This window comes from Rhodococcus sp. Leaf225 (assembly GCF_001426145.1).
Classification (GTDB): Bacteria; Actinomycetota; Actinomycetes; order Mycobacteriales; family Mycobacteriaceae; genus Rhodococcoides.
In genome coordinates this window covers 397,074-414,934 of sequence record NZ_LMRN01000021.1, presented here as the reverse complement: position 1 = coordinate 414,934, position 17,861 = coordinate 397,074, and the positions used below count along the sequence as shown (strand labels likewise).

General features: G+C 68.3%; 15 protein-coding genes and 1 tRNA gene. 6 read left to right on the top strand and 10 right to left on the bottom strand.

Annotated elements, in window-relative coordinates; genetic code table 11:
* Positions 1-2 precede the first annotated feature (2 nt).
* Complete coding sequence (locus ASG69_RS17060; protein ID WP_051613375.1) at positions 3-803, bottom strand: N-acetylmuramoyl-L-alanine amidase; 801 nt, start codon at positions 801-803, stop codon at positions 3-5.
* 288 nt (positions 804-1,091) lie between these two features.
* Between ASG69_RS17060 and ASG69_RS17055 the strand changes: the two genes are divergently transcribed.
* On the top strand, positions 1,092-1,436 hold the full coding sequence (locus ASG69_RS17055; RefSeq protein ID WP_027505883.1) for a histone-like nucleoid-structuring protein Lsr2: 345 nt from the start codon (positions 1,092-1,094) through the stop codon (positions 1,434-1,436).
* An 85-nt stretch (positions 1,437-1,521) separates the two neighbouring features.
* Here the strand turns inward: ASG69_RS17055 and ASG69_RS17050 are convergent.
* Both ASG69_RS17050 and ASG69_RS17045 read right to left on the bottom strand, forming a co-directional pair.
* Positions 1,522-1,594, bottom strand: a tRNA-Ala gene (locus tag ASG69_RS17050).
* A 93-nt stretch (positions 1,595-1,687) separates the two neighbouring features.
* Positions 1,688-2,446, bottom strand: a complete 759-nt coding sequence (locus tag ASG69_RS17045) for a DsbA family protein (protein ID WP_056445528.1) — start codon at positions 2,444-2,446, stop codon at positions 1,688-1,690.
* A gap of 111 nt (positions 2,447-2,557) precedes the next feature.
* Between ASG69_RS17045 and ASG69_RS17040 the strand changes: the two genes are divergently transcribed.
* Positions 2,558-3,310, top strand: coding sequence for a VIT1/CCC1 transporter family protein (locus ASG69_RS17040; protein ID WP_414891728.1), 753 nt, complete (start codon positions 2,558-2,560; stop codon positions 3,308-3,310).
* On the opposite strand, the gene ASG69_RS17035 is transcribed toward ASG69_RS17040, so the two are convergent.
* The 3 genes from ASG69_RS17035 to ASG69_RS17025 all read right to left on the bottom strand — a co-directional run bounded on the left by ASG69_RS17035 (position 3,251) and on the right by ASG69_RS17025 (position 6,998).
* A complete protein-coding gene (locus ASG69_RS17035) occupies positions 3,251-4,576 on the bottom strand; it encodes an MFS transporter (protein ID WP_082544516.1) in 1,326 nt (441 codons plus the stop codon). The two genes, ASG69_RS17040 and ASG69_RS17035, sit on opposite strands and share 60 nt — an antisense overlap.
* Positions 4,573-6,213: a phosphoglucomutase (alpha-D-glucose-1,6-bisphosphate-dependent) gene (gene pgm, locus ASG69_RS17030; RefSeq protein ID WP_056445532.1), complete on the bottom strand. Its 1,641-nt coding sequence runs from the start codon at positions 6,211-6,213 to the stop codon at positions 4,573-4,575. Before pgm ends, ASG69_RS17035 begins: the two co-directional genes overlap by 4 nt.
* Before the next feature lie 110 nt (positions 6,214-6,323).
* Positions 6,324-6,998, bottom strand: coding sequence for an LON peptidase substrate-binding domain-containing protein (locus ASG69_RS17025; protein WP_056445535.1), 675 nt, complete (start codon positions 6,996-6,998; stop codon positions 6,324-6,326).
* 114 nt (positions 6,999-7,112) lie between these two features.
* On the opposite strand from ASG69_RS17025, the gene treZ reads away from it, so the two are divergent.
* Positions 7,113-8,891 carry a malto-oligosyltrehalose trehalohydrolase gene (gene treZ / locus ASG69_RS17020; RefSeq protein WP_082544555.1) on the top strand — a complete coding sequence of 593 codons (1,779 nt, stop codon included), beginning with the start codon at positions 7,113-7,115 and terminating at the stop codon, positions 8,889-8,891.
* Here treZ and ASG69_RS17015 read toward each other — a convergent pair.
* On the bottom strand, positions 8,867-10,471 hold the full coding sequence (locus ASG69_RS17015) for an MFS transporter (protein WP_235578983.1): 1,605 nt from the start codon (positions 10,469-10,471) through the stop codon (positions 8,867-8,869). The genes treZ and ASG69_RS17015 overlap by 25 nt on opposite strands.
* Positions 10,472-10,560: 89 nt before the next feature.
* Here ASG69_RS17015 and ASG69_RS17010 point away from each other — a divergent pair, with 89 nt between their 5' ends.
* Entirely contained in the window at positions 10,561-11,127 is a 567-nt protein-coding gene (locus tag ASG69_RS17010) for a TetR/AcrR family transcriptional regulator (RefSeq protein ID WP_056446231.1), read from the top strand.
* A 1-nt stretch (position 11,128) separates the two neighbouring features.
* Here ASG69_RS17010 and ilvA read toward each other — a convergent pair whose 3' ends face one another.
* Both ilvA and ASG69_RS17000 read right to left on the bottom strand, forming a co-directional pair.
* Positions 11,129-12,460, bottom strand: coding sequence for a threonine ammonia-lyase IlvA (ilvA, locus tag ASG69_RS17005; protein ID WP_056445538.1), 1,332 nt, complete (start codon positions 12,458-12,460; stop codon positions 11,129-11,131).
* Between the two features lie 85 nt (positions 12,461-12,545).
* Complete coding sequence (locus ASG69_RS17000; RefSeq protein WP_027505875.1) at positions 12,546-12,980, bottom strand: nitroreductase family deazaflavin-dependent oxidoreductase; 435 nt, start codon at positions 12,978-12,980, stop codon at positions 12,546-12,548.
* A gap of 141 nt (positions 12,981-13,121) precedes the next feature.
* Here ASG69_RS17000 and ASG69_RS16995 point away from each other — a divergent pair, with 141 nt between their 5' ends.
* Positions 13,122-13,361: a hypothetical protein gene (locus tag ASG69_RS16995; protein WP_027505874.1), complete on the top strand. Its 240-nt coding sequence runs from the start codon at positions 13,122-13,124 to the stop codon at positions 13,359-13,361.
* A gap of 235 nt (positions 13,362-13,596) precedes the next feature.
* Entirely contained in the window at positions 13,597-14,259 is a 663-nt protein-coding gene (locus ASG69_RS16990) for a hypothetical protein (protein WP_056445540.1), read from the top strand.
* A gap of 25 nt (positions 14,260-14,284) precedes the next feature.
* Here ASG69_RS16990 and dnaE read toward each other — a convergent pair whose 3' ends face one another.
* Complete coding sequence (gene dnaE, locus ASG69_RS16985) at positions 14,285-17,851, bottom strand: DNA polymerase III subunit alpha (RefSeq protein WP_051613374.1); 3,567 nt, start codon at positions 17,849-17,851, stop codon at positions 14,285-14,287.
* Between the last annotated feature and the right edge of the window lie 10 nt (positions 17,852-17,861).

Below are 17,861 nucleotides of genomic sequence, written 5' to 3'. Positions count from 1 at the left end.
CCTCACCGACCGGCCTCCGGCCTTCCCGCCACGAAATCGACGATCCCGGTCGCGATCGCCGCCGCATGGGACGCGCGACCCTCGGCACTCTCGAGCTCGGCGGCATCCGACGGGTTCGACCCGTTGCCCATCTCGAGGAAGACGACGGGGACGGTCGTGAGAGCGGGGGCGGCCACGTCGGATCGCACCTGCAGCCCGTCCACCCCCGCATAGTTCGCCGGGGTGAATCCGGCTCGCTCGTACGCGTCCCGCATGGCGGTGGATGCACGCCGTCCCTCACCGGACTGCACCTCGTCGACGTCGGCGGACGGCACCGGCAGCGCCGGGACGATGACGTGGAATCCGTGATGCGCGTCGTCGGACCGGAGTGAGGTGGAGTCGGCGTGAACACTCACCGCCACCGCGGCGCCCGATGCACTCGCCGCCCGCGCACGGTCGGTGATGCACCCACCCCATCCCGTGTCGTCCGGCCGGCTCAGCACGATCTCGGCACCCAGACTCTCGAGGCGCGAGGCCACCAGTTGCGACACGTCCCAGACGATGGTGTGTTCCGGCGTTCCGCCGAGCGCCGTCATCCCGCTCGTCTGGCAGTCCTTCGTACCGCCCCGGCCGTCGTCCACCTGCGCTGCGAGGTTCTCCCCGTGGCCCGTTCCCTGGTGTCCGGGATCGAGGAAGATCACGGTGCCCGCGAGCGGTGCGTCCGGTGTCACCGGGATCGCAGCGGCCCCCGGCGGGACCGCCACGGAGACCAGTGCGACCGCGAGGATCGAGACACCACAGTGTCGTGCAACCGACGATCGCATACGCCCCACTTCCCACCTCGGCGCACGTGCGCCGACACGATGTTCTCGCGATTTCCAAGAATGGCACGGCGAATTGGTTGAACGTGTGATGATCGGTAGCCGTCCGTGACCCCGTCGTGACCGTTCGCGAGTCCGGACAGCGTGAATCGCGATATCCGTGCACAATGGCTCCGCGCCCCGAGAAAATGACGTGTATCGCGGCGCCCCCGACCGAATTGGAAGAGCGGTTCACACGGTATGGTCTCGGCAAAGCGTGATTAACCGAGCTCAGCGACGAAAGCAGAAGACATGGCGAAGAAGGTCGTTGTTCAGCTGGTCGACGACATCGACAGAACACCTCTCGAGGACGACGGCGAACACATCACGTTCGCGGTCGACGGCACGCACTACGAGATCGACCTCGGGCCCGACAATGCCGCCGAGTTCCGACGTGTTCTGGGTTATTACATCGAGCACGCGGCGAAGGTGTCGGCCGGAACGCACAGCGGACGACGCAGCACGAAGCCGATGGGACGACGCAGTCCCGAACAGACCAGGGCCGTGCGCGAATGGGCCGTGGACGCGGGATTCACGGTGTCGAGCCGCGGGCGCATTCCCTCCGAGGTGCAGAGCGCGTACGACGCAGCGCACTGACACCACATCACACGCGAAAGGCCCCGTACCTGACCGGTACGGGGCCTTTCGCGTGTCTGCCAACTTCGGTGGAGCTGTTACTCGGTGGAGCTAAGGGGACTCGAACCCCTGACCCCCACACTGCCAGTGTGGTGCGCTACCAGCTGCGCCATAGCCCCGTGCTCTTCTGACCGTGAGAAAGAGTGTTTCGCACCGCTCGAAGAACGCTCGACCGAAGTTACACCATCGGTTCGACGAGGTCCAAATCAGCGTCAGCCGAGATCGGACACCCAGGCGGCGTTGGTGGTGGTGTCGACGATCGCGCCGTCCACGATGACGGTGGGAGTGCCTCGCGCGCCGGCAGCTGCGAGCGCCGCGCTACCCGTCGCAGCGTCGGTGGCGGCGTCCGCCACTCGCGTTCCGTCGGTGATGCACTGTGCCGCCTCGTCGGAGGCTCCCGCCTCCGTGGCGCGGGCGGCGAGCTCGTCGGCGGTGTGGTCCGCGCTGCCCTTCTCCTCCGGCTGGAAGTCCGGCGAGAACAGGGCCGAGTGGAATGCTGAGTAGGCGGGCCCGTCGCCCGTGGCGGCGACGCACTGCGATGCGGCGGCCGCACGGGTGCTGTAGTCACCGCTGGGCGACAACTGATTCAGGAAGTCGAGCATGTGATAGCGCACCGCGATGGTGCCCTCGTCGATCTTCTGCGCGAGTTCCTGGCCGTAGGTGTTCTCCAACTCGGCGCAGTACGGGCACATCGCGTCCTCGTAGATGTCGACCGTGCGTGTCGCCTCCGGGAGACCCAGCCGCACCACGCCGTCGTCGTCGACCGAGGAGGTGACCGCCGCATTCTGCACGGACCCGTATCCGTCGGCGCGCGGCTGGCTGCGGGAGTTCTGCCACAACACTCCGCCGATGACGACGGCCGCGATGACCAGGAGAGCGAGACCGCCCAGAACATAGGTCGACGTGCTCGACGACTTCTGTGGCGTGTACTTGCTCGACGATTTCGATGACGACGATTTCGAGGCATTCACGCGAATACTGTGTCACGCGCGACTGACAGTGTGCTGAGAACTGGATGTCAGGTATGCCAATGCTTGCTGGTAGAGACGTTCCGGCGCGCGTACATTCGCCCCGTGACCCACATCGAGCCCCGTGATCCGCAGGCGTCCGCCGTGCCCGTCGAGGGAGGGCCCGGCCTGCCCCACGTTATCGATCACACACACGCCGACGTCTCGGGAGGCTGGCTCCGGGCCGCCACGTTCGGGGCCATGGACGGACTGGTGACCAACACCTCGCTCATCGCGGGTGTCGGCGGTGCGGGCGTCTCGACGCACACGCTGGTCCTCAGCGGAATCGCCGGCCTCGTCGCGGGAGCGTTCTCGATGGCACTCGGCGAGTTCACGTCCGTGTCCACCCAGAACGAGCAGATCGATGCCGAGGTGACCACCGAACGCGCCGCGTTCACGAAGTACCCGGAGGCCGAACAGGCGGAGTTGGTGGGCATGCTCACCGACATGGGCATGTCGACCGAGACGGCCACGGTCGCCGCGCGCGAGATCCACACGGACGCCGATCGTGCCGTGGATCTGCACATCTCGCGGGAGTTGGGTGTCGACCCCACCGAGAAGCCGTCACCGTGGGTGGCGGCCGGATCGTCCTTCGTCCTGTTCTCGATCGGCGCGATCATTCCGATCATTCCGTTCCTGCTGGGGTCGGACGTCCTCGCCCTCGGGCTCGCGTGCGGCGCAGTGGGCCTCATGATCGCGGGCGCGCTCGCCGCACACTTCACCTCGCGGTCGACCGTCGTCGGAGCGCTCCGCCAACTGCTGTTCGGCTCACTCGCCGTCGCGGCGACCTACGCCGTCGGATCCCTCATCGGTGTCGGCACCGCCTGAGACGCCGTCCGGATCGATCGTCACCGCGCTGGGCTTCCCGGTCAGCGACACCCGCCCGGACCGCGTGTCGGGTACCACCATCCAGCCGACCGCGGCGATCAGCAGGATGGCACCCGAGGTCCCGAACGCGGCCGCGTAGGAGAGTTCCGTCACGAGTACACCGGCGACCAGCGGCCCGATGACCGAGCCCACGTCCATGGCCATCTGGAATGCGGCGAGGACGGGGCCTCCGCGGGCGCGGGAGCCGATCATGTCGGCCACCGCCGCCTGCTGGGTCGGCGTGATCAGCCCGGACCCGAGCCCGGCGACGAAGGTGATCACGAGGAACACCTCCGTCGATCCCGAGATGCCCATGGTCGCGGTCGATGCGCCGCACAGCAGGAGCCCGGCGACGAGGAACGGCTTGCGCCCGTACCGATCGGACCATCGCCCCGCCGGCACCAACACCACCGCGTTGCCCACCGCGAACACCGCGAGGGCCACGGCGGCCATGGAATCGCTGCGTCCGAGCGCAGCGACGACGAACAGCGGCACGATGGCCGTGCGCACGCCGAACACCGCCCATCCGTTGGCGAAGTTGGACAGCAGGGCCGACCGGTACGTCGGGGAGCGCAGGGCGTCGGCGAACCGCAGCACGACCGCCGCGTCCCGATCGGCCTCCGTGGTCGCGGCGGGTGTTCGCAGGCCCACCGCGACGACGGCGGCGGCCGCGACCAGCGTCACGGCGTAGAAGACGAACGGCGCCCGCAGACCTCCGACACCGAGCACGATGCCGCCCACGAACGGGCCCAGGACTGTGCCGGCCAGGAAGCTCGACGCGTACATGCCGGAGACGCGCCCGCGGCGATCGGGCGGGGCGATCCGGATGAGCAGTCCCAGCGCGGACACGGTGAACATGGTGGACCCGATACCGCCGAGCGACCGGAAGAGGAGGAGTTGCCAGTACGTCTGGGCCAGTGCGCACAACCCGGTCGACACCGCGACGACGACGAGACCGGTGAGGTAGACCCGGCGCTCGCCGATGCGCTGCACGAGCGATCCGCTGGCGGGCGCGAAGATCAGCCGTGTCGCCGCGAAGGCACTGATGATGACGGTGACCGCGAACTCGTCGACCCCGAAGGCGAGCGCGAACCCCGGGAGCGCGGGCGCGACGATGCCGAAGCCGAGTGCGATGACGAACGCGGCCGAGACGAGGATCCAGATGTCGCGGGTGGGATCGGGGGCGGTCCCCCGCGTCCCGGCACCGGCCCCTGCTGCGGCGCTCACTCCCCGGTCAGGACGGACGACACGAGATCGCGTGCGGCGCTCTGCACCTCGGCGAGGTGATCCGCACCGCGGAAGGACTCGGCGTAGATCTTGTAGACGTCCTCCGTACCCGACGGCCGAGCGGCGAACCAGGCGCTGTCCGTGGTGACCTTGAGTCCGCCCAGAGCCGCCCCGTTGCCGGGAGCCGAGGTGAGCGTGGCGGTGATGTCCTCCCCCGCCAGGGTGGTCGCGGTGACCTGCTCCGCCGACAGCTTCGCCAACACGGCCTTCTGCTCGCGCGTCGCGGGGGCATCGGTGCGTGCGTAGGACGGGTCACCGAACTGCTCGGTGAGCTCCCGGTAGCGGGTCGACGGTGTCTTCCCGGTCACCGCGGTGATCTCGGAGGCGAGCAGGGCCAGGATGATGCCGTCCTTGTCGGTGGTCCAGACGGATCCGTCCGTCCGCAGGAACGAGGCGCCGGCGCTCTCCTCGCCGCCGAACCCGATCTCACCGGAGACGAGACCGGGCACGAACCACTTGAACCCCACGGGCACCTCGAGCAGGGCGCGACCGAGCGAGGCCACGACGCGGTCGATCATCGAGGAACTGACGAGGGTCTTGCCGACCGCCGCCTCGGCGGGCCATCCCGGCCGGTGCGAGAACAGGTAGTCGATCGCCACCGCGAGGTAGTGGTTCGGGTTCATCAGTCCGCCGTCGGGGGTGACGATGCCGTGCCGGTCCGCATCGGCGTCGTTGCCCGTCGACACGTCGTAGTCGTGCCGGGCGCCGATCAACGACGCCATCGCGTTGGGCGACGAGCAGTCCATCCGGATCTTGCCGTCGGTGTCCAGGGTCATGAACCGCCATGTCGCGTCGACGAGCGGGTTGACCACGGTCAGATCGAGGCGGTGTCGCTCGGCGATCGCCGCCCAGTAGTCGACGCTCGCACCGCCCAGCGGATCGGCGCCGATGCGCACACCCGCGGACCGGATGGCATCGATGTCGACGACGGACGGGAGATCGTCCACGTACCTGGTGAGGAAGTCGTACTTCTGCACGGACACGGCCAGTGCCGACGCCAGAGACACGCGCTTCACGGACGACACACCGGAGCGCAGGATCTCGTTGGCGCGCGCCGCGATCACGGAGGTGGCGTCGCTGTCGGCGGGTCCACCGTTCGGCGGGTTGTACTTGAAACCGCCGTCGCGCGGCGGGTTGTGGGACGGCGTGACGACGATGCCGTCCGCGAGCGCCGACGGACCCGAGGCGTTGTGACGCAGGATCGCGTGGCTCACCGCCGGGGTGGGTGTGTAGCGGTCTGCCGAATCCACCAGCACCGCAACGTCGTTGGCCGCGAGAACTTCCACGGCGGTGACCCACGCGGGCTCGGAGAGCGCGTGGGTGTCGCGACCGAGGAAGAGCGGTCCCGTGGTGCCCTGCGCGGACCGGTACTCCACGATGGCCTGTGTCGTGGCCACGATGTGGTCTTCGTTGAAGGCGCCGTCCAGGGACGATCCACGATGTCCGGAGGTACCGAAGACCACCTGCTGATCGGGATTCTCGACGTCCGGCTTCACGCTGTAGTAGGCCGTCACCAGATGCGACAGATCGACCAGATCCGATGCCTGTGCCCGTTGTCCCGCTCGCTCGTGAGCCACTCGGGTCCTCCTGTGTCGATTGCGTACCCCCGCCCCGAGAACCCTAGTGGGCGAGCAACGACCGCGGACCACGACTGTCGGATCGAGACCCCGACCGCGTCGTCGGACGGTCAGAGATCGGGCAGCGCGGAGAACTCGGCGATCGCGATGACGTCCTCGAGAGCGGTCGCGAGGACGTGGAGTCGTCGTCCGACCGTTTCTGCCGCGAGCACCTTCGCGCGATCGGACGAGCCGAGCGGCAGGGACGACGCGAACTCCCAGACCTCGGCGACGGAGCGCGTTCCGTCCGCGTCGACACGCGGCGCCTCGGGTGTGGGCAGATCGCGCGAGCGTGCGATGCCGGTCAGGATCTCGAACAGCCGGTCGGTGCGCTCCTGCACGAGGTCGTACACCTCGTCCAGCGATTCGTCGCCCGCCGGGAGATCGGGCCAGGCGGTGACACGCGCCCGCGGGTACGGATCGTCCGGCAGCCACTCCAGCACGCGGATCCGGTCGACTCCGCGGCACTCGAGCACGAAGCGCCCGTCCGGTGTGGGGAGGGCGCGGTCGATCCGGGTCGACACTGCGGCCACGCCGCGCACGTCCCCGCCGCCGACCTCGTGGCCTCGCTCGATGAGCGCCACCCCGAAGTGCGACTCGGTGTCCAGGCAGTGCTGCACCATCGCGCGGTAGCGGGGCTCGAACACGTGCAACGGCACGTCGTCCCCCGGAAGTACCACCGAGCCGAGCGGGAACATCGGGAGCTCGTAGATGTCGTCGGACCGGGCGTGCATGTCGTCGTCCACACCACCAGCATGCACTCACCGCGACCACCGCGACAGAACCCGACGACCCGGGTGTGGTGCAACTCCCCCGCCGGTCCGGTGTCGGTGGCCCGGCTACTGGGTAAGGATGCGTCCATGAGCACTCCGGTTCGCGCCGCTTCCCGCACCACTGGACCCCGGACGTTCGCGGTCTGGGCACCCGCACCCGAGCGGGTCCGACTGCACCTCGACGGCGACCTGCACCCGATGACCGAGAAGGACGGGTGGTGGAGCGCCGAGGTGCCCGCCGCCGACGGTGCCCGGTACGGCTTCGTCCTGGACGACGACGATGCGGTGATCCCGGATCCGCGCTCGCCGCGGCAGCCGGACGGCGTGCACGAGGCGTCGGCGCTGTACTCCGCGGACACCTTCGTGTGGACCGACGACGCGTGGACGGGTCGCCCGCTGGCGGGCGGCGTGCTGTACGAACTGCACATCGGCACCTTCACCGCGGAGGGGACGTTCGACGCGGCGATCGACCGACTCGATCACCTCGTCGACCTCGGCGTGACCTTCGTGGAGGTCATGCCCGTCAACGGTTTCAACGGGACACACAACTGGGGCTACGACGGAGTCCTCTGGTACACCGTCCACGAGGGCTACGGCGGTCCGGAGGGTTTCCAGCGGTTCGTCGACGCCTGCCACGCCCGGGGGCTGGCCGTCACGCTCGACGTGGTCTACAACCACCTGGGTCCGTCGGGCAACTACCTCGAGAAGTTCGGCCCGTACATGTCCGAGGGTGCGAACTCCTGGGGACAGACGGTCAACGTGGCCGGCGCGGAGTCGGACACGGTGCGTCGCTACATCATCGACAACGCACTGCGGTGGTTCGAGCAGTTCCACGTGGACGCGCTCCGTCTCGATGCGGTGCACGCCCTGGCCGACACCACGGCCACCCACATCCTCGAGCAGCTCGCCGTGGAGACCGAGGCCCTGTCGGCGCACGTCGGTCGACCCCTGAGCCTGGTCGCGGAGAGTGACCTCAACGACCCGACGCTCATCACTCCCCGGGCGGGCGGCGGGTACGGCCTCACTGCCCAGTGGGACGACGACGTCCACCATGCCGTGCACGCAGCGGTGTCCGGCGAACGTCAGGGCTACTTCGGTGACTTCGGCTCGATGCAGTGCCTCGCGACCACCATCACGCAGGGCTTCTTCCACGCCGGGACGTATTCGACCTTCCGTGGCCGCGTGCACGGTCGACCCCTGGACCGACGGGTGCTCCCGGCGAGCTCGCTCGTCGCGTACACCACGACGCACGATCAGGTGGGCAACCGCGCAATCGGCGATCGTCCCGGCTTCTCACTCACGCCGGGGCAGCTGGCGGTCAAGGCGGCGCTGATCCTGTTGTCCCCCTTCACCCCGATGCTCTTCATGGGTGAGGAGTTCGACGCCTCCACCCCGTTCCAGTTCTTCACCTCCCATCCCGAACCCGAGCTGGGTGAGGCCACCGCGAAGGGCCGCAAGGCCGAGTTCGCGTCCCACGGGTGGGACAGCGAGGACATCCCCGACCCGCAGGATCCCGCGACGTTCGAGAACTCGAAGCTGAACTGGGACGAGGTGACCGAGGGTGATCACGCCCGCGTACTCGACTGCTACCGAGCACTTCTGGCGTTGCGCGCCCAGCGCATCGAGATCACGAACCCGTGGTTGACCGGCGTGCACGTCGACTACGACGAGGACGCCCGATGGATCGTGATCCACCGGGCGCACCCCACCGCGGGCCGTGGTCTGAGCATCGCGTGCAACCTCACCGACTCGCCGGTGACAGTGCCGGTGGGCGGCTCACCGCTGCTGTGGTGGGACGAGCCGACGCCGAACGCGACCGCGTCGGCGACGACCGTTCCGGGTCACTCCTTCGTCGTGCTGGAGTGAGTTCCGTTGGAGTGACTCTCCGGCTCGGCCCGCGCGTCGCCGGCGTCCGAGCCACGCAGAGCCAGAGCCACGAGGAGAGCGTTGGCGACGAGCACGATCGCGGTGGCCACCGCCGCGACGTGCATCCCGTCGACGAAGGCGGCGCCGGCCGAACTGGTCAGAGCGTCACCGAGATCCGCCGGTAGCGTCCGCGCGAGCGAGACCGCCTCGCCGATGGTCTCGCGGGCACCCGACGCGGTGTCCGGGTCGAGCGCCGACGTGTCGATACCGCCACGGAACACGGCCATCACCACCGAACCGAGCAACGCGACGCCGAGGGCGATCCCGAGTTCGTACGCCGTCTCGGAGATCGCAGACGCTGCGCCGGCGCGCGGCGCGGGAACCGAGGCGACCACCAGATCCGACGTCAGCGTCAGCGCGAGGCCCGCGCCGACACCGACCAGGACGAACGACGCCATGAACACGGCGATGCCGTCGGTCTGACCGAGACGTGTCAGGAGCAGTGCCCCCGCCGCGGAGACCCCGAGTCCCACGGCGAGAACGGTGCCCGCCTCCCATCGGCGTACGAGATGTGCGGCGGCGAGCGACGCGACGATGCTCGTCGCCGTTCCCGGCAGCATGATCAGACCGGCCTCCAGAGGGGACGTGCCGAGAACCGACTGCAGGTACTGCGAGCCGAAGAACAGGACTCCCGCCAGTGCGAAGACGGACAGCAGGTTCGTCGCGACGGCTGTCGAGAAGCGACGCTGCGCGAACAGCGTCAGGTCGATCATCGGAGCGGCGAGTCGGCCCTGCCGGCGGACGAAGACGGCGCCCGCGGCCAGACCGACCAGCGCGACCGGAATCATCGACGGGTGCGGCCCGTGAGCGGCGGTCTCCTTGATCGCGTAGACGACGGGAACGATGGCCAGGATCGACAGCGCGGCGCTGGGTACGTCGAATCGGCCCGGTTCCGGATCCTTGGACTCCGGGATGGTGAACGGACCGACGACGACCAGCGCGATCATGATCGGCACGTTGATCAGGAAGACCGAGCCCCACCAGAAGTGCTCGAGAAGCCACCCGCCCACCAGAGGACCCGCCGCCGCGCCCCCGCCGGCCATGGCACCCCAGACACCGATCGCGAGCGTGCGTTCACGCCGCACCTGGAACATCGTGCGGATCAGGCCCAGGGTGGCGGGCATCAACGTGGCACCCGAGATGCCCTGCAGTACACGGGCCGCGATCATCATCGCGGGGTCGACCGCGAAGGCGGCGAGCACCGAGGACAGCCCGAAACCGACCGCGCCGATCAGGAGCAACCGCCGTCGTCCGATGCGGTCGCCGACGGTGCCCATGGTGACCAGCAGGCCGGCGAGGACGAACGAGTAGACGTCGATGATCCACAGCAGCTCGGTGCTGCTCGGGCGGAGATCCGCGCTGAGGAACGGCAGCGCGATGTCGAGGACGGTGCCGTCGACGGCGATGAGCATCACGGCACCGGCCAGCACCACCAGACCGAGCCAGTCGCGGCGGGTGGCGCCGGCCGGTACGAGATCGTCGGGATTCGGCTGCACGGACGCTGCCGGGGACACGGACACGAGGCACCTCTTTCGTTTACCGTCCGGACGGTACAGTCGACGGACACCGACAGCGTAGCAACAACCGTCCGGCCGGTACAGTGCGTGTCATGGCAGCCGACACACGCGACCGCATCCTGGACGCCCTCGAGACGCTGCTCCTCGACGACGGCGCGGACAAGGCCACCCTCGAGGCGGTGGCCTCTCGGGCCGGCGTCTCGAAAGGCGGTCTGCTGTACCACTTCCCCAGCAAGGACGCGATGATGGCCGCGCTGGTGCGTCGCCTCGGTGAACGATCCGACGTCCAACGCGTCGAGGCGGAGGCCGCCGGCACCTCGCTGGCGCAGTGGTATCTCCAGCCACCGGACGCCTCGTCCGCCGAGGAGGTGGCGCTCTACCGCTCCACTCTCGCCGCGCTGCGCAGCATCGACGGCAGACCCGGCGAGGTGCAGCAGGCCGTCATCGACGTCATGGGCATGTGGGACCGCGCGCTGCAGCGCGAGGTGACCGATCCGGTGCAGGCCGAGATCGTGCGGCTGGTGGGCGACGGCATCTACCTCGCCGCGCTGCTCGGCCTCCCCCACACGCCGCCCGACCTGCACCGTGACGTGGTCGAACGGCTCCTCGGTGGCGGTTCGAGCAGTGTCGACCCGAGCGGTCAGGGGTCGGCCGGATGACTCAGGTCAGGTAGCGGTATGCGGGAGACCCGGGCTCGAGATGCTCGACGTGCATCGGCGACGTCTCCATCCGCTCGAGGAGGGACGACAGGCCCGCGGCCGAACCGAGCTCGATACCCACCAGCGCGGCACCCGTCTCGCGGTTGTTGCGCTTGACGTACTCGAACAGCGTCACGTCGTCCTCCGGACCGAGAACGACGTCGAGGAACGTGCGCAGTGCGCCCGGCTCCTGCGGGAAATCGACGAGGAAGTAGTGCTTGAGCCCCTTGTGCACGAGCGACCGTTCGAGAATCTCCCCGTAGCGCGAGACGTCGTTGTTACCGCCCGAGATCAGGCACACGACGGACGAGCCGGCCGGGATGTCGATCTGCGACAGCGCGGCCACCGACAGCGCTCCGGCGGGTTCGGCGATGATGCCCTCACTCTGGTACAGATCCAGCATCGCGGTGCAGATGGCACCCTCGTCCACCTGCGTGACCACCACCGACCCGCGTCCGTCGTGGCCCGCACCGACCGTCACCGAGGCATGCGAGGCGACGGTCGCGCCGAGCGACGACACGACCCGGTACGGGAGATCGCCGATCCGGCGCACGGCGGCGCCGTCGACGAACGGGTCGATCTCGTCGAGTGTGACGGGGCCGCCGGCCATGAGCGCCGCCGCCATGGATGCGGCGCCGGTGGGCTCCGCACCGACGACGGAGGTGTTCGGCGACCGCTCGGCGAGGTAGGCCGACATGCCCGTCATGCACCCACCACCGCCCACCGCGACCACGACGACGTCCGGAGCGGCACCGAGCTGCTCCAGGATCTCCGCGGCGATGGTTCCCTGTCCCGCCGCGGTTCTCGGGTCGTCGAACGGCGGCACGATGGTGGCACCGGTGGTGCGGACGTCGGCGAGGGCGGCCGCCGCGGCCGCATCGAAGGTGGAGCCGACGCTGATCACCTGCACCATGTCGCCGCCGTGGAAGGCGATGCGATCGCGCTTCTGCTTCGGGGTGTTGGTCGGCACGTAGATGCGACCGCGGATGCCGAGCGCCCGACACGCGAACGCGACACCCTGCGCGTGATTGCCGGCGCTCGCCGCCACGACACCGACCGCGCGCTCGTCGTCGTCGAGTTGCAGCATGAGGTTGTACGCGCCGCGCAACTTGTACGAGCGCACGCGCTGGAGATCCTCGCGCTTGAGGTGGATCCGCGCACCCGTCTGCTCGGACAACCGCTCGCAGAACTCGAGCGGGGTGCGGGTGGCCACGTCCCGCAGCCGGACGGCCGCGGCATCGATGTCGTCTGCGGTCGGCGCAGCGGCGTCGGTACGGCTCGTCGTCTCGGTCACACGGACATGCTGCCACGGTGGTGCGACGACCACCGACCCACCCTCACCTGCGGAGCGGCCGCCGGCGGGGGTGACGAATCTGCGCTCAGGCCCGCTCGAGCACGAAGACAGGGATCTCGCGGTCAGTCTTCTTCTGGTAGTCCGCGTAGTCGGGGTAGGCCGCGACCGCGCGCTCCCACCACTGCGCCTTCTCCTCGCCGTGGACCTCGCGCGCGACCATGTCCCACTTCTCGGTCTTGTCCCGCAGTTCGACGTGGGGGTTCGCGAGCACGTTGAAGTACCAGACGGGGTGCTTCGGCGCGCCGCCGAGCGACGCGACGGCGGCGTACGCACCGTCGTGCTCCACGCGCATCAGAGGGGTCCGACGGAGCTTGCCCGTCTTGTTCCCGATGGTCGTGAGGAGGATGACGGGCATCCCCCGCATCTCGGTGCCCTCGGTCCCTCCCGAGCTCTCGTACAGGTCGGCCTGATCGGCGGCCCAGGTGGACGGACTCGGCTCGTACTCTCCGTGCAGCGGCATGATCCCAGTACACACACCTCGGCGGTCTCCGGCAACCATCCGCAGGGTGATCAGGAGGTTTCGGTCGCCCTAACTTCCATGTACGTGTAGCCTGGGGACCAACGCACGGCACACGGAACACGAATGGTTCGGGAGGCGAATATGACCACGGTCGACCTGCAGTTCACACGCCCGCGGCACTCGACGAGCGTTCGTACCGTGGACGTGGCCGGCACCGACTGGCCGCTCTACAAGCTCGAGAGCATCATGGTCGCCGTCATCCTCTTCGCCGCTCTCGCACTGACAGTCAGCATGCAGACGGCAGTCCTCACCTCCGCCGCTGTCGGCGTGACGCTGTGGTGGGCCCTCGGCGCGACCGAGCGGTTCCGCACCCGACACTGATCACGGACAGACACCGACGGGGCGCCCACTCCACGTGGGCGCCCCGTCGGCGTTCGTGTGGTCCGGCCGTATGTCAGGAACCGAACGGCAGGACACCGGGGGCCAGGTAGAGACCGCTGCTTCCGGCGGCGATGCCACCGACGAGTTCGAGCACGGCGTTGATGAAGTTCGTGATCATGGGATCATCCCTCTCGGTCGAGTTCGACGTGACGATCCGACGGTACCGTCCGTCCCTGTGAACAGTCACGAACTCGTCTGGTACGTCGGCTACGGCTCGAACACCCTGCCCGCACGCCTCGACGCCTACTTGGGCGGCTCCGCGGCCGACAGCAGATTCGGTGCGCACGCCGCCCCGCGGACACTCTCGCTTCCTCGCGAACACCGGTGGATCACCGTGCCGCATGCGGTGTACTTCGCCGGCGTCTCGGCCCGGTGGACCGGAGCGTCCGCGTTCCTCTCGCTCACACCCTCCCCCGACTCCGACAGCATCGCCCGCGCCTACCTGCTCGACTGGGCCGCCCTCGACCACATCTCGACGGTGGAGAACGCGCAGACGGAGCAGACACTCGACGTCCGCGCGTCCCTACCGACACGGCCGGGAGCGTGGGCGCTGCTGCCGGTCGAGGTGTCGCCCGAGCCGCACCGCGGCAAGTACGACGCGGCGCTGCGCCTGGACGACATCGACGGCGTCCCGGCGATGACTCTGACGTCGAGCCACGTGCGAGAACGCGGCGTCCCGGCGATGACTCTGACGTCGAGCCACGTGCGAGAACGCGGAGTGCCGGCCGACCGCTACCGCGACGTCATCGCGGAGGGCTTGCGGGACAACCCGTTCGGCGTCGATCCCGATGCCTACCTCGCGGCAGCCGTCGAGCGGTCGGCCGTCGTCAGACGGTGAGGCAGCGTCAGACGGTGAGGCAGCGTCAGACGGTGAGGCAGCCGGGTCCGAGCAGCGCCTTGAGATCGCCCATCAGCGCCGATGACGGTGTGACGCGCAGCTTCTCGTCCACCTTGAGCATGGTGACCCGGTCGCCACTGATGAGGCGCAGGTGCACGTCGGTGGTACCGGGATGGCTGGCCAGCACCCGCTTGAGCGCCCCGACCTTGTCCGCGGTGCACTGACGCGTCGGCAAGCTGACGGCGACGGGCTTGGCGACACCGACGGACGACAGATCGGGAACCGCGATGTCGTTCGCGATGAGCGAGATCCGATCGTCCCGAGCCGACACCCTGGCCTTCACCAGCACCACGGCGTCCTCGGCGACGTCCGCACCGAACACGGAGTACGCCTGCGGAAAGAACAGCACCTCGATACCGCCGGTGAGATCCTCGAGCTGGGCGGACGCCCAGGTCAGACCGTTCTTGTTCACCCGTCGGTTGACCGAGGCCAGAATGCCGCCCACCGTGACCTGCGTGCCGTCCTTCAGACTGCCCTCGAGGATCGTGGGAATGGCGGTGTCCGACTGAGCCGCGAGCACGTGCTCGACTCCGTTCAGCGGATGCCCGGACACGTACAGCCCCAACATCTCCCGCTCCAACGCGAGACGGTGCTTGCTGTCCCACTCCTCGGGCGGGATCTTCACGTTGAAGACGGAGGTGATGGACTCGTCGGCGTCGACGCCGCCGAACAGGTCGAACTGGCCGATGGCCTCCGCCTTCTTGGTGCCCAGCACCGAGTCGATCGCGTCGGCGTGGATCAGCATCAAACCCTTGCGTGGATGGTCCAGCGAATCGAAACCACCGGCCTTGACGAGAGACTCGGTGACCTTCTTGTTGCAGGCAGTCGCATCGATCTTGGCCAGGTAGTCGGAGAAGTCGGTGAACTTCCCCTTCTCCTTGCGCGCCGAGATGATGGACGCCACGACGTTGGCGCCCACGTTGCGCACCGCGCCCATGCCGAAGCGGATGTCCTCGCCCACCGAGGCGAAGTTGAGTTCGGACTCGTTGACGTCCGGCGGCAGCACGGTGATGCCGAGCCGCCTGCAGTCGGCGAGATAGATCGCCGCCTTGTCCTTGTCGTCGCCGACACTGGTGAGCAGTCCGGCCATGTACTCGGCCGGGTAGTTGGCCTTGAGATACGCCGTCCAGTAGGACACCAGCCCGTACCCCGCCGAGTGCGACTTGTTGAACGCGTAGCCGGCGAATGGGAGCACGGTGTCCCAGAGCGCCTTGATGGCGGCCTCGGAGAAATCGTTGTCCAGCATGCCCTGGCGGAAACCGGCGTACGCCTTCTCCAGCTCGGACAGCTTCTTCTTTCCCATGGCGCGCCGCAGCAGGTCGGCCTGGCCCAGCGAGTAGCCGGCGACCTTCTGCGCCAGCTGCATGATCTGCTCCTGGTAGACCACCAGGCCGTACGTCTCGCCGAGGATGACCTTCAGCGGTTCCTCGAGTTCGGCGTGAATCGGCTTGACCTCTTGACGACCGTTCTTGCGATCGGCGTAGTCGTTGTGCGAGTTCATGCCCATCGGACCGGGCCGGTAGAGCGCCAGGACGGCGACGATGTCCTCGAATCCGGTGGGCTGCATCTTGCGCAGCAGGTCCCGCATCGCGCTGCCGTCGAGCTGGAACACGCCGAGAGTGTCTCCGCGCGAGAGCAGTTCGAACGTCGCCGGATCATCGAGAGGCAGGGCGTCGAGATCGATGTCGATGCCGCGATTGGCCTTGATGTTGTCGATGGCGTCACCGATGACCGTGAGGTTGCGCAGCCCCAGGAAGTCCATCTTCAGCAGGCCGATGGCCTCGCAGGACGGGTAGTCCCAGCCGGTGATGATGGCGCCGTCCTGCGGACGCTTCCACACCGGGATGGCGTCGGTCAGCGGCTCCGAGGACATGATGACCGCGCAGGCGTGGACGCCGGCGTTGCGGATCAGCCCCTCGAGACCCTTGGCGGTCTGGTAGATCTTCGCGACGTCGGGGTTCGAGTCGATCAGCGAGCGGACCTCGGTGGCCTCCTTGTACCGCTCGTGCGTCGGATCGGTGATGCCCGCGACCGAGATGTCCTTCGCCATCACGGGCGGGGGCAGTGCCTTGGTGATCTGGTCGGCGATGGCGAAGCCCGGCTGCCCGAACTGCACGCGGGCCGAGTCCTTGATGGCGGCCTTCGTCTTGATGGTGCCGAACGTGATCACCTGCGCGACACGATCACTGCCCCACTTCTCGGTGGCGTAGCGCACCATCTCGCCGCGTCGGCGATCGTCGAAGTCGATGTCGATGTCGGGCATGGAGACGCGCTCGGGATTGAGGAACCGCTCGAACAGCAGACCGTGCGGGAGCGGGTCGATGTTGGTGATCCCCATCGCGTAGGCGACGAGCGACCCGGCCGCCGAACCTCGACCGGGGCCGACGCGGATGCCGACCTCCTTGGCGTGGTTGATGAGGTCACCGACGACGAGGAAGTAGGCGGGGAAGCCCATCTCGAGGATGACGCTGATCTCGTAGTCCGCACGGGAGAGGTACTCCTCCGTCGGACCGTCGGGGAAGCGGCGGTGCAGGCCGTCCATGACCTCCTTGCGGAGCCAGGTGCCCTGCGTGTAGCCCTCCGGCACCGGGAACACCGGCATCCGGTCGCGGTGTTCCCACACCTCGTCGTAGGACTGGACGCGTTCGGCGATGAGCAACGTGGAGTCGCACGCGCCGGGCACCTCGTCGTCCCAGAGGGCGCGCATCTCCTCCGCGGACTTGAGGTAGTAGCCGTCGCCGTCGAACTTGAACCGGGTGGGATCGCTCAGCGTCTTACCGGTCTGGATGCACAGCAGCGCTTCGTGATTGACCGACGCGTCCTTGGTGACGTAGTGGCAGTCGTTGGTCGCGAGCGGGGGGATGCCGAGCTGCTCCCCGATGCTCAGCAGTCCTTCTCGCACCCTCCGCTCGATCGACAGACCGTGGTCCATCAGTTCGAGGAAGAAGTTGTCGGGGCCCCAGATCTCCTGCCACTTGGCCGCCGCCTCGAGCGCCTCACGCTCGTGGCCCAGACGAAGCCGGGTCTGGATCTCGCCGGACGGGCAGCCGGTGGTGGCGATGATGCCCTCGGCGTGGTTGGCGATGATCTCCTCGTCCATGCGCGCCCACTTGCCCAGCTGCCCCTCGGTGGACGCGAGGGACGACAGCTTGAACAGGTTGCGCAGACCCGTCGCGTTCTCCGCCACCATCGTCATGTGCGTGTACGCGCCGCTGCCCGAGACGTCGTCCGACTTCTGGCTGCGGTCTCCCCACAGCACGCGCTTCTTGTTGAAACGGGACTCCGGGGCGATGTAGGCCTCGATCCCGATGATGGGCTTGACCCCGGCCTTCTTGGCCTCGTTGTAGAACTCACTGGCCCCGTACATGTTGCCGTGGTCGGTCATCCCGACCGCGCTCATCCCCAGGCGCTGGGCCTCCGCGAACATCGGCGCGATCTTCGCCGCCCCGTCCAGCATGGAGTACTCGGTGTGATTGTGGAGATGAACGAAGTCCGACACGGGAGCCACTCTAGGTCGTCGGGCCGACAACATTCTCCGCACA

Bases quoted from the DNA above. Each gene is read 5' to 3' on its own strand.
- ASG69_RS17010 (WP_056446231.1), top strand. From the start codon at position 10,561: ATGGCAGCCGACACACGCGACCGCATCCTGGACGCCCTCGAGACGCTG.
- ASG69_RS16995 (WP_027505874.1), top strand. From the start codon at position 13,122: ATGACCACGGTCGACCTGCAGTTCACACGCCCGCGGCACTCGACGAGC.
- ASG69_RS17000 (WP_027505875.1), bottom strand. From the start codon at position 12,980: ATGCCGCTGCACGGAGAGTACGAGCCGAGTCCGTCCACCTGGGCCGCC.
- dnaE (WP_051613374.1), bottom strand. From the start codon at position 17,851: ATGTTGTCGGCCCGACGACCTAGAGTGGCTCCCGTGTCGGACTTCGTT.
- ASG69_RS17060 (WP_051613375.1), bottom strand. From the start codon at position 803: ATGCGATCGTCGGTTGCACGACACTGTGGTGTCTCGATCCTCGCGGTC.
- ASG69_RS17055 (WP_027505883.1), top strand. From the start codon at position 1,092: ATGGCGAAGAAGGTCGTTGTTCAGCTGGTCGACGACATCGACAGAACA.
- treZ (WP_082544555.1), top strand. From the start codon at position 7,113: ATGAGCACTCCGGTTCGCGCCGCTTCCCGCACCACTGGACCCCGGACG.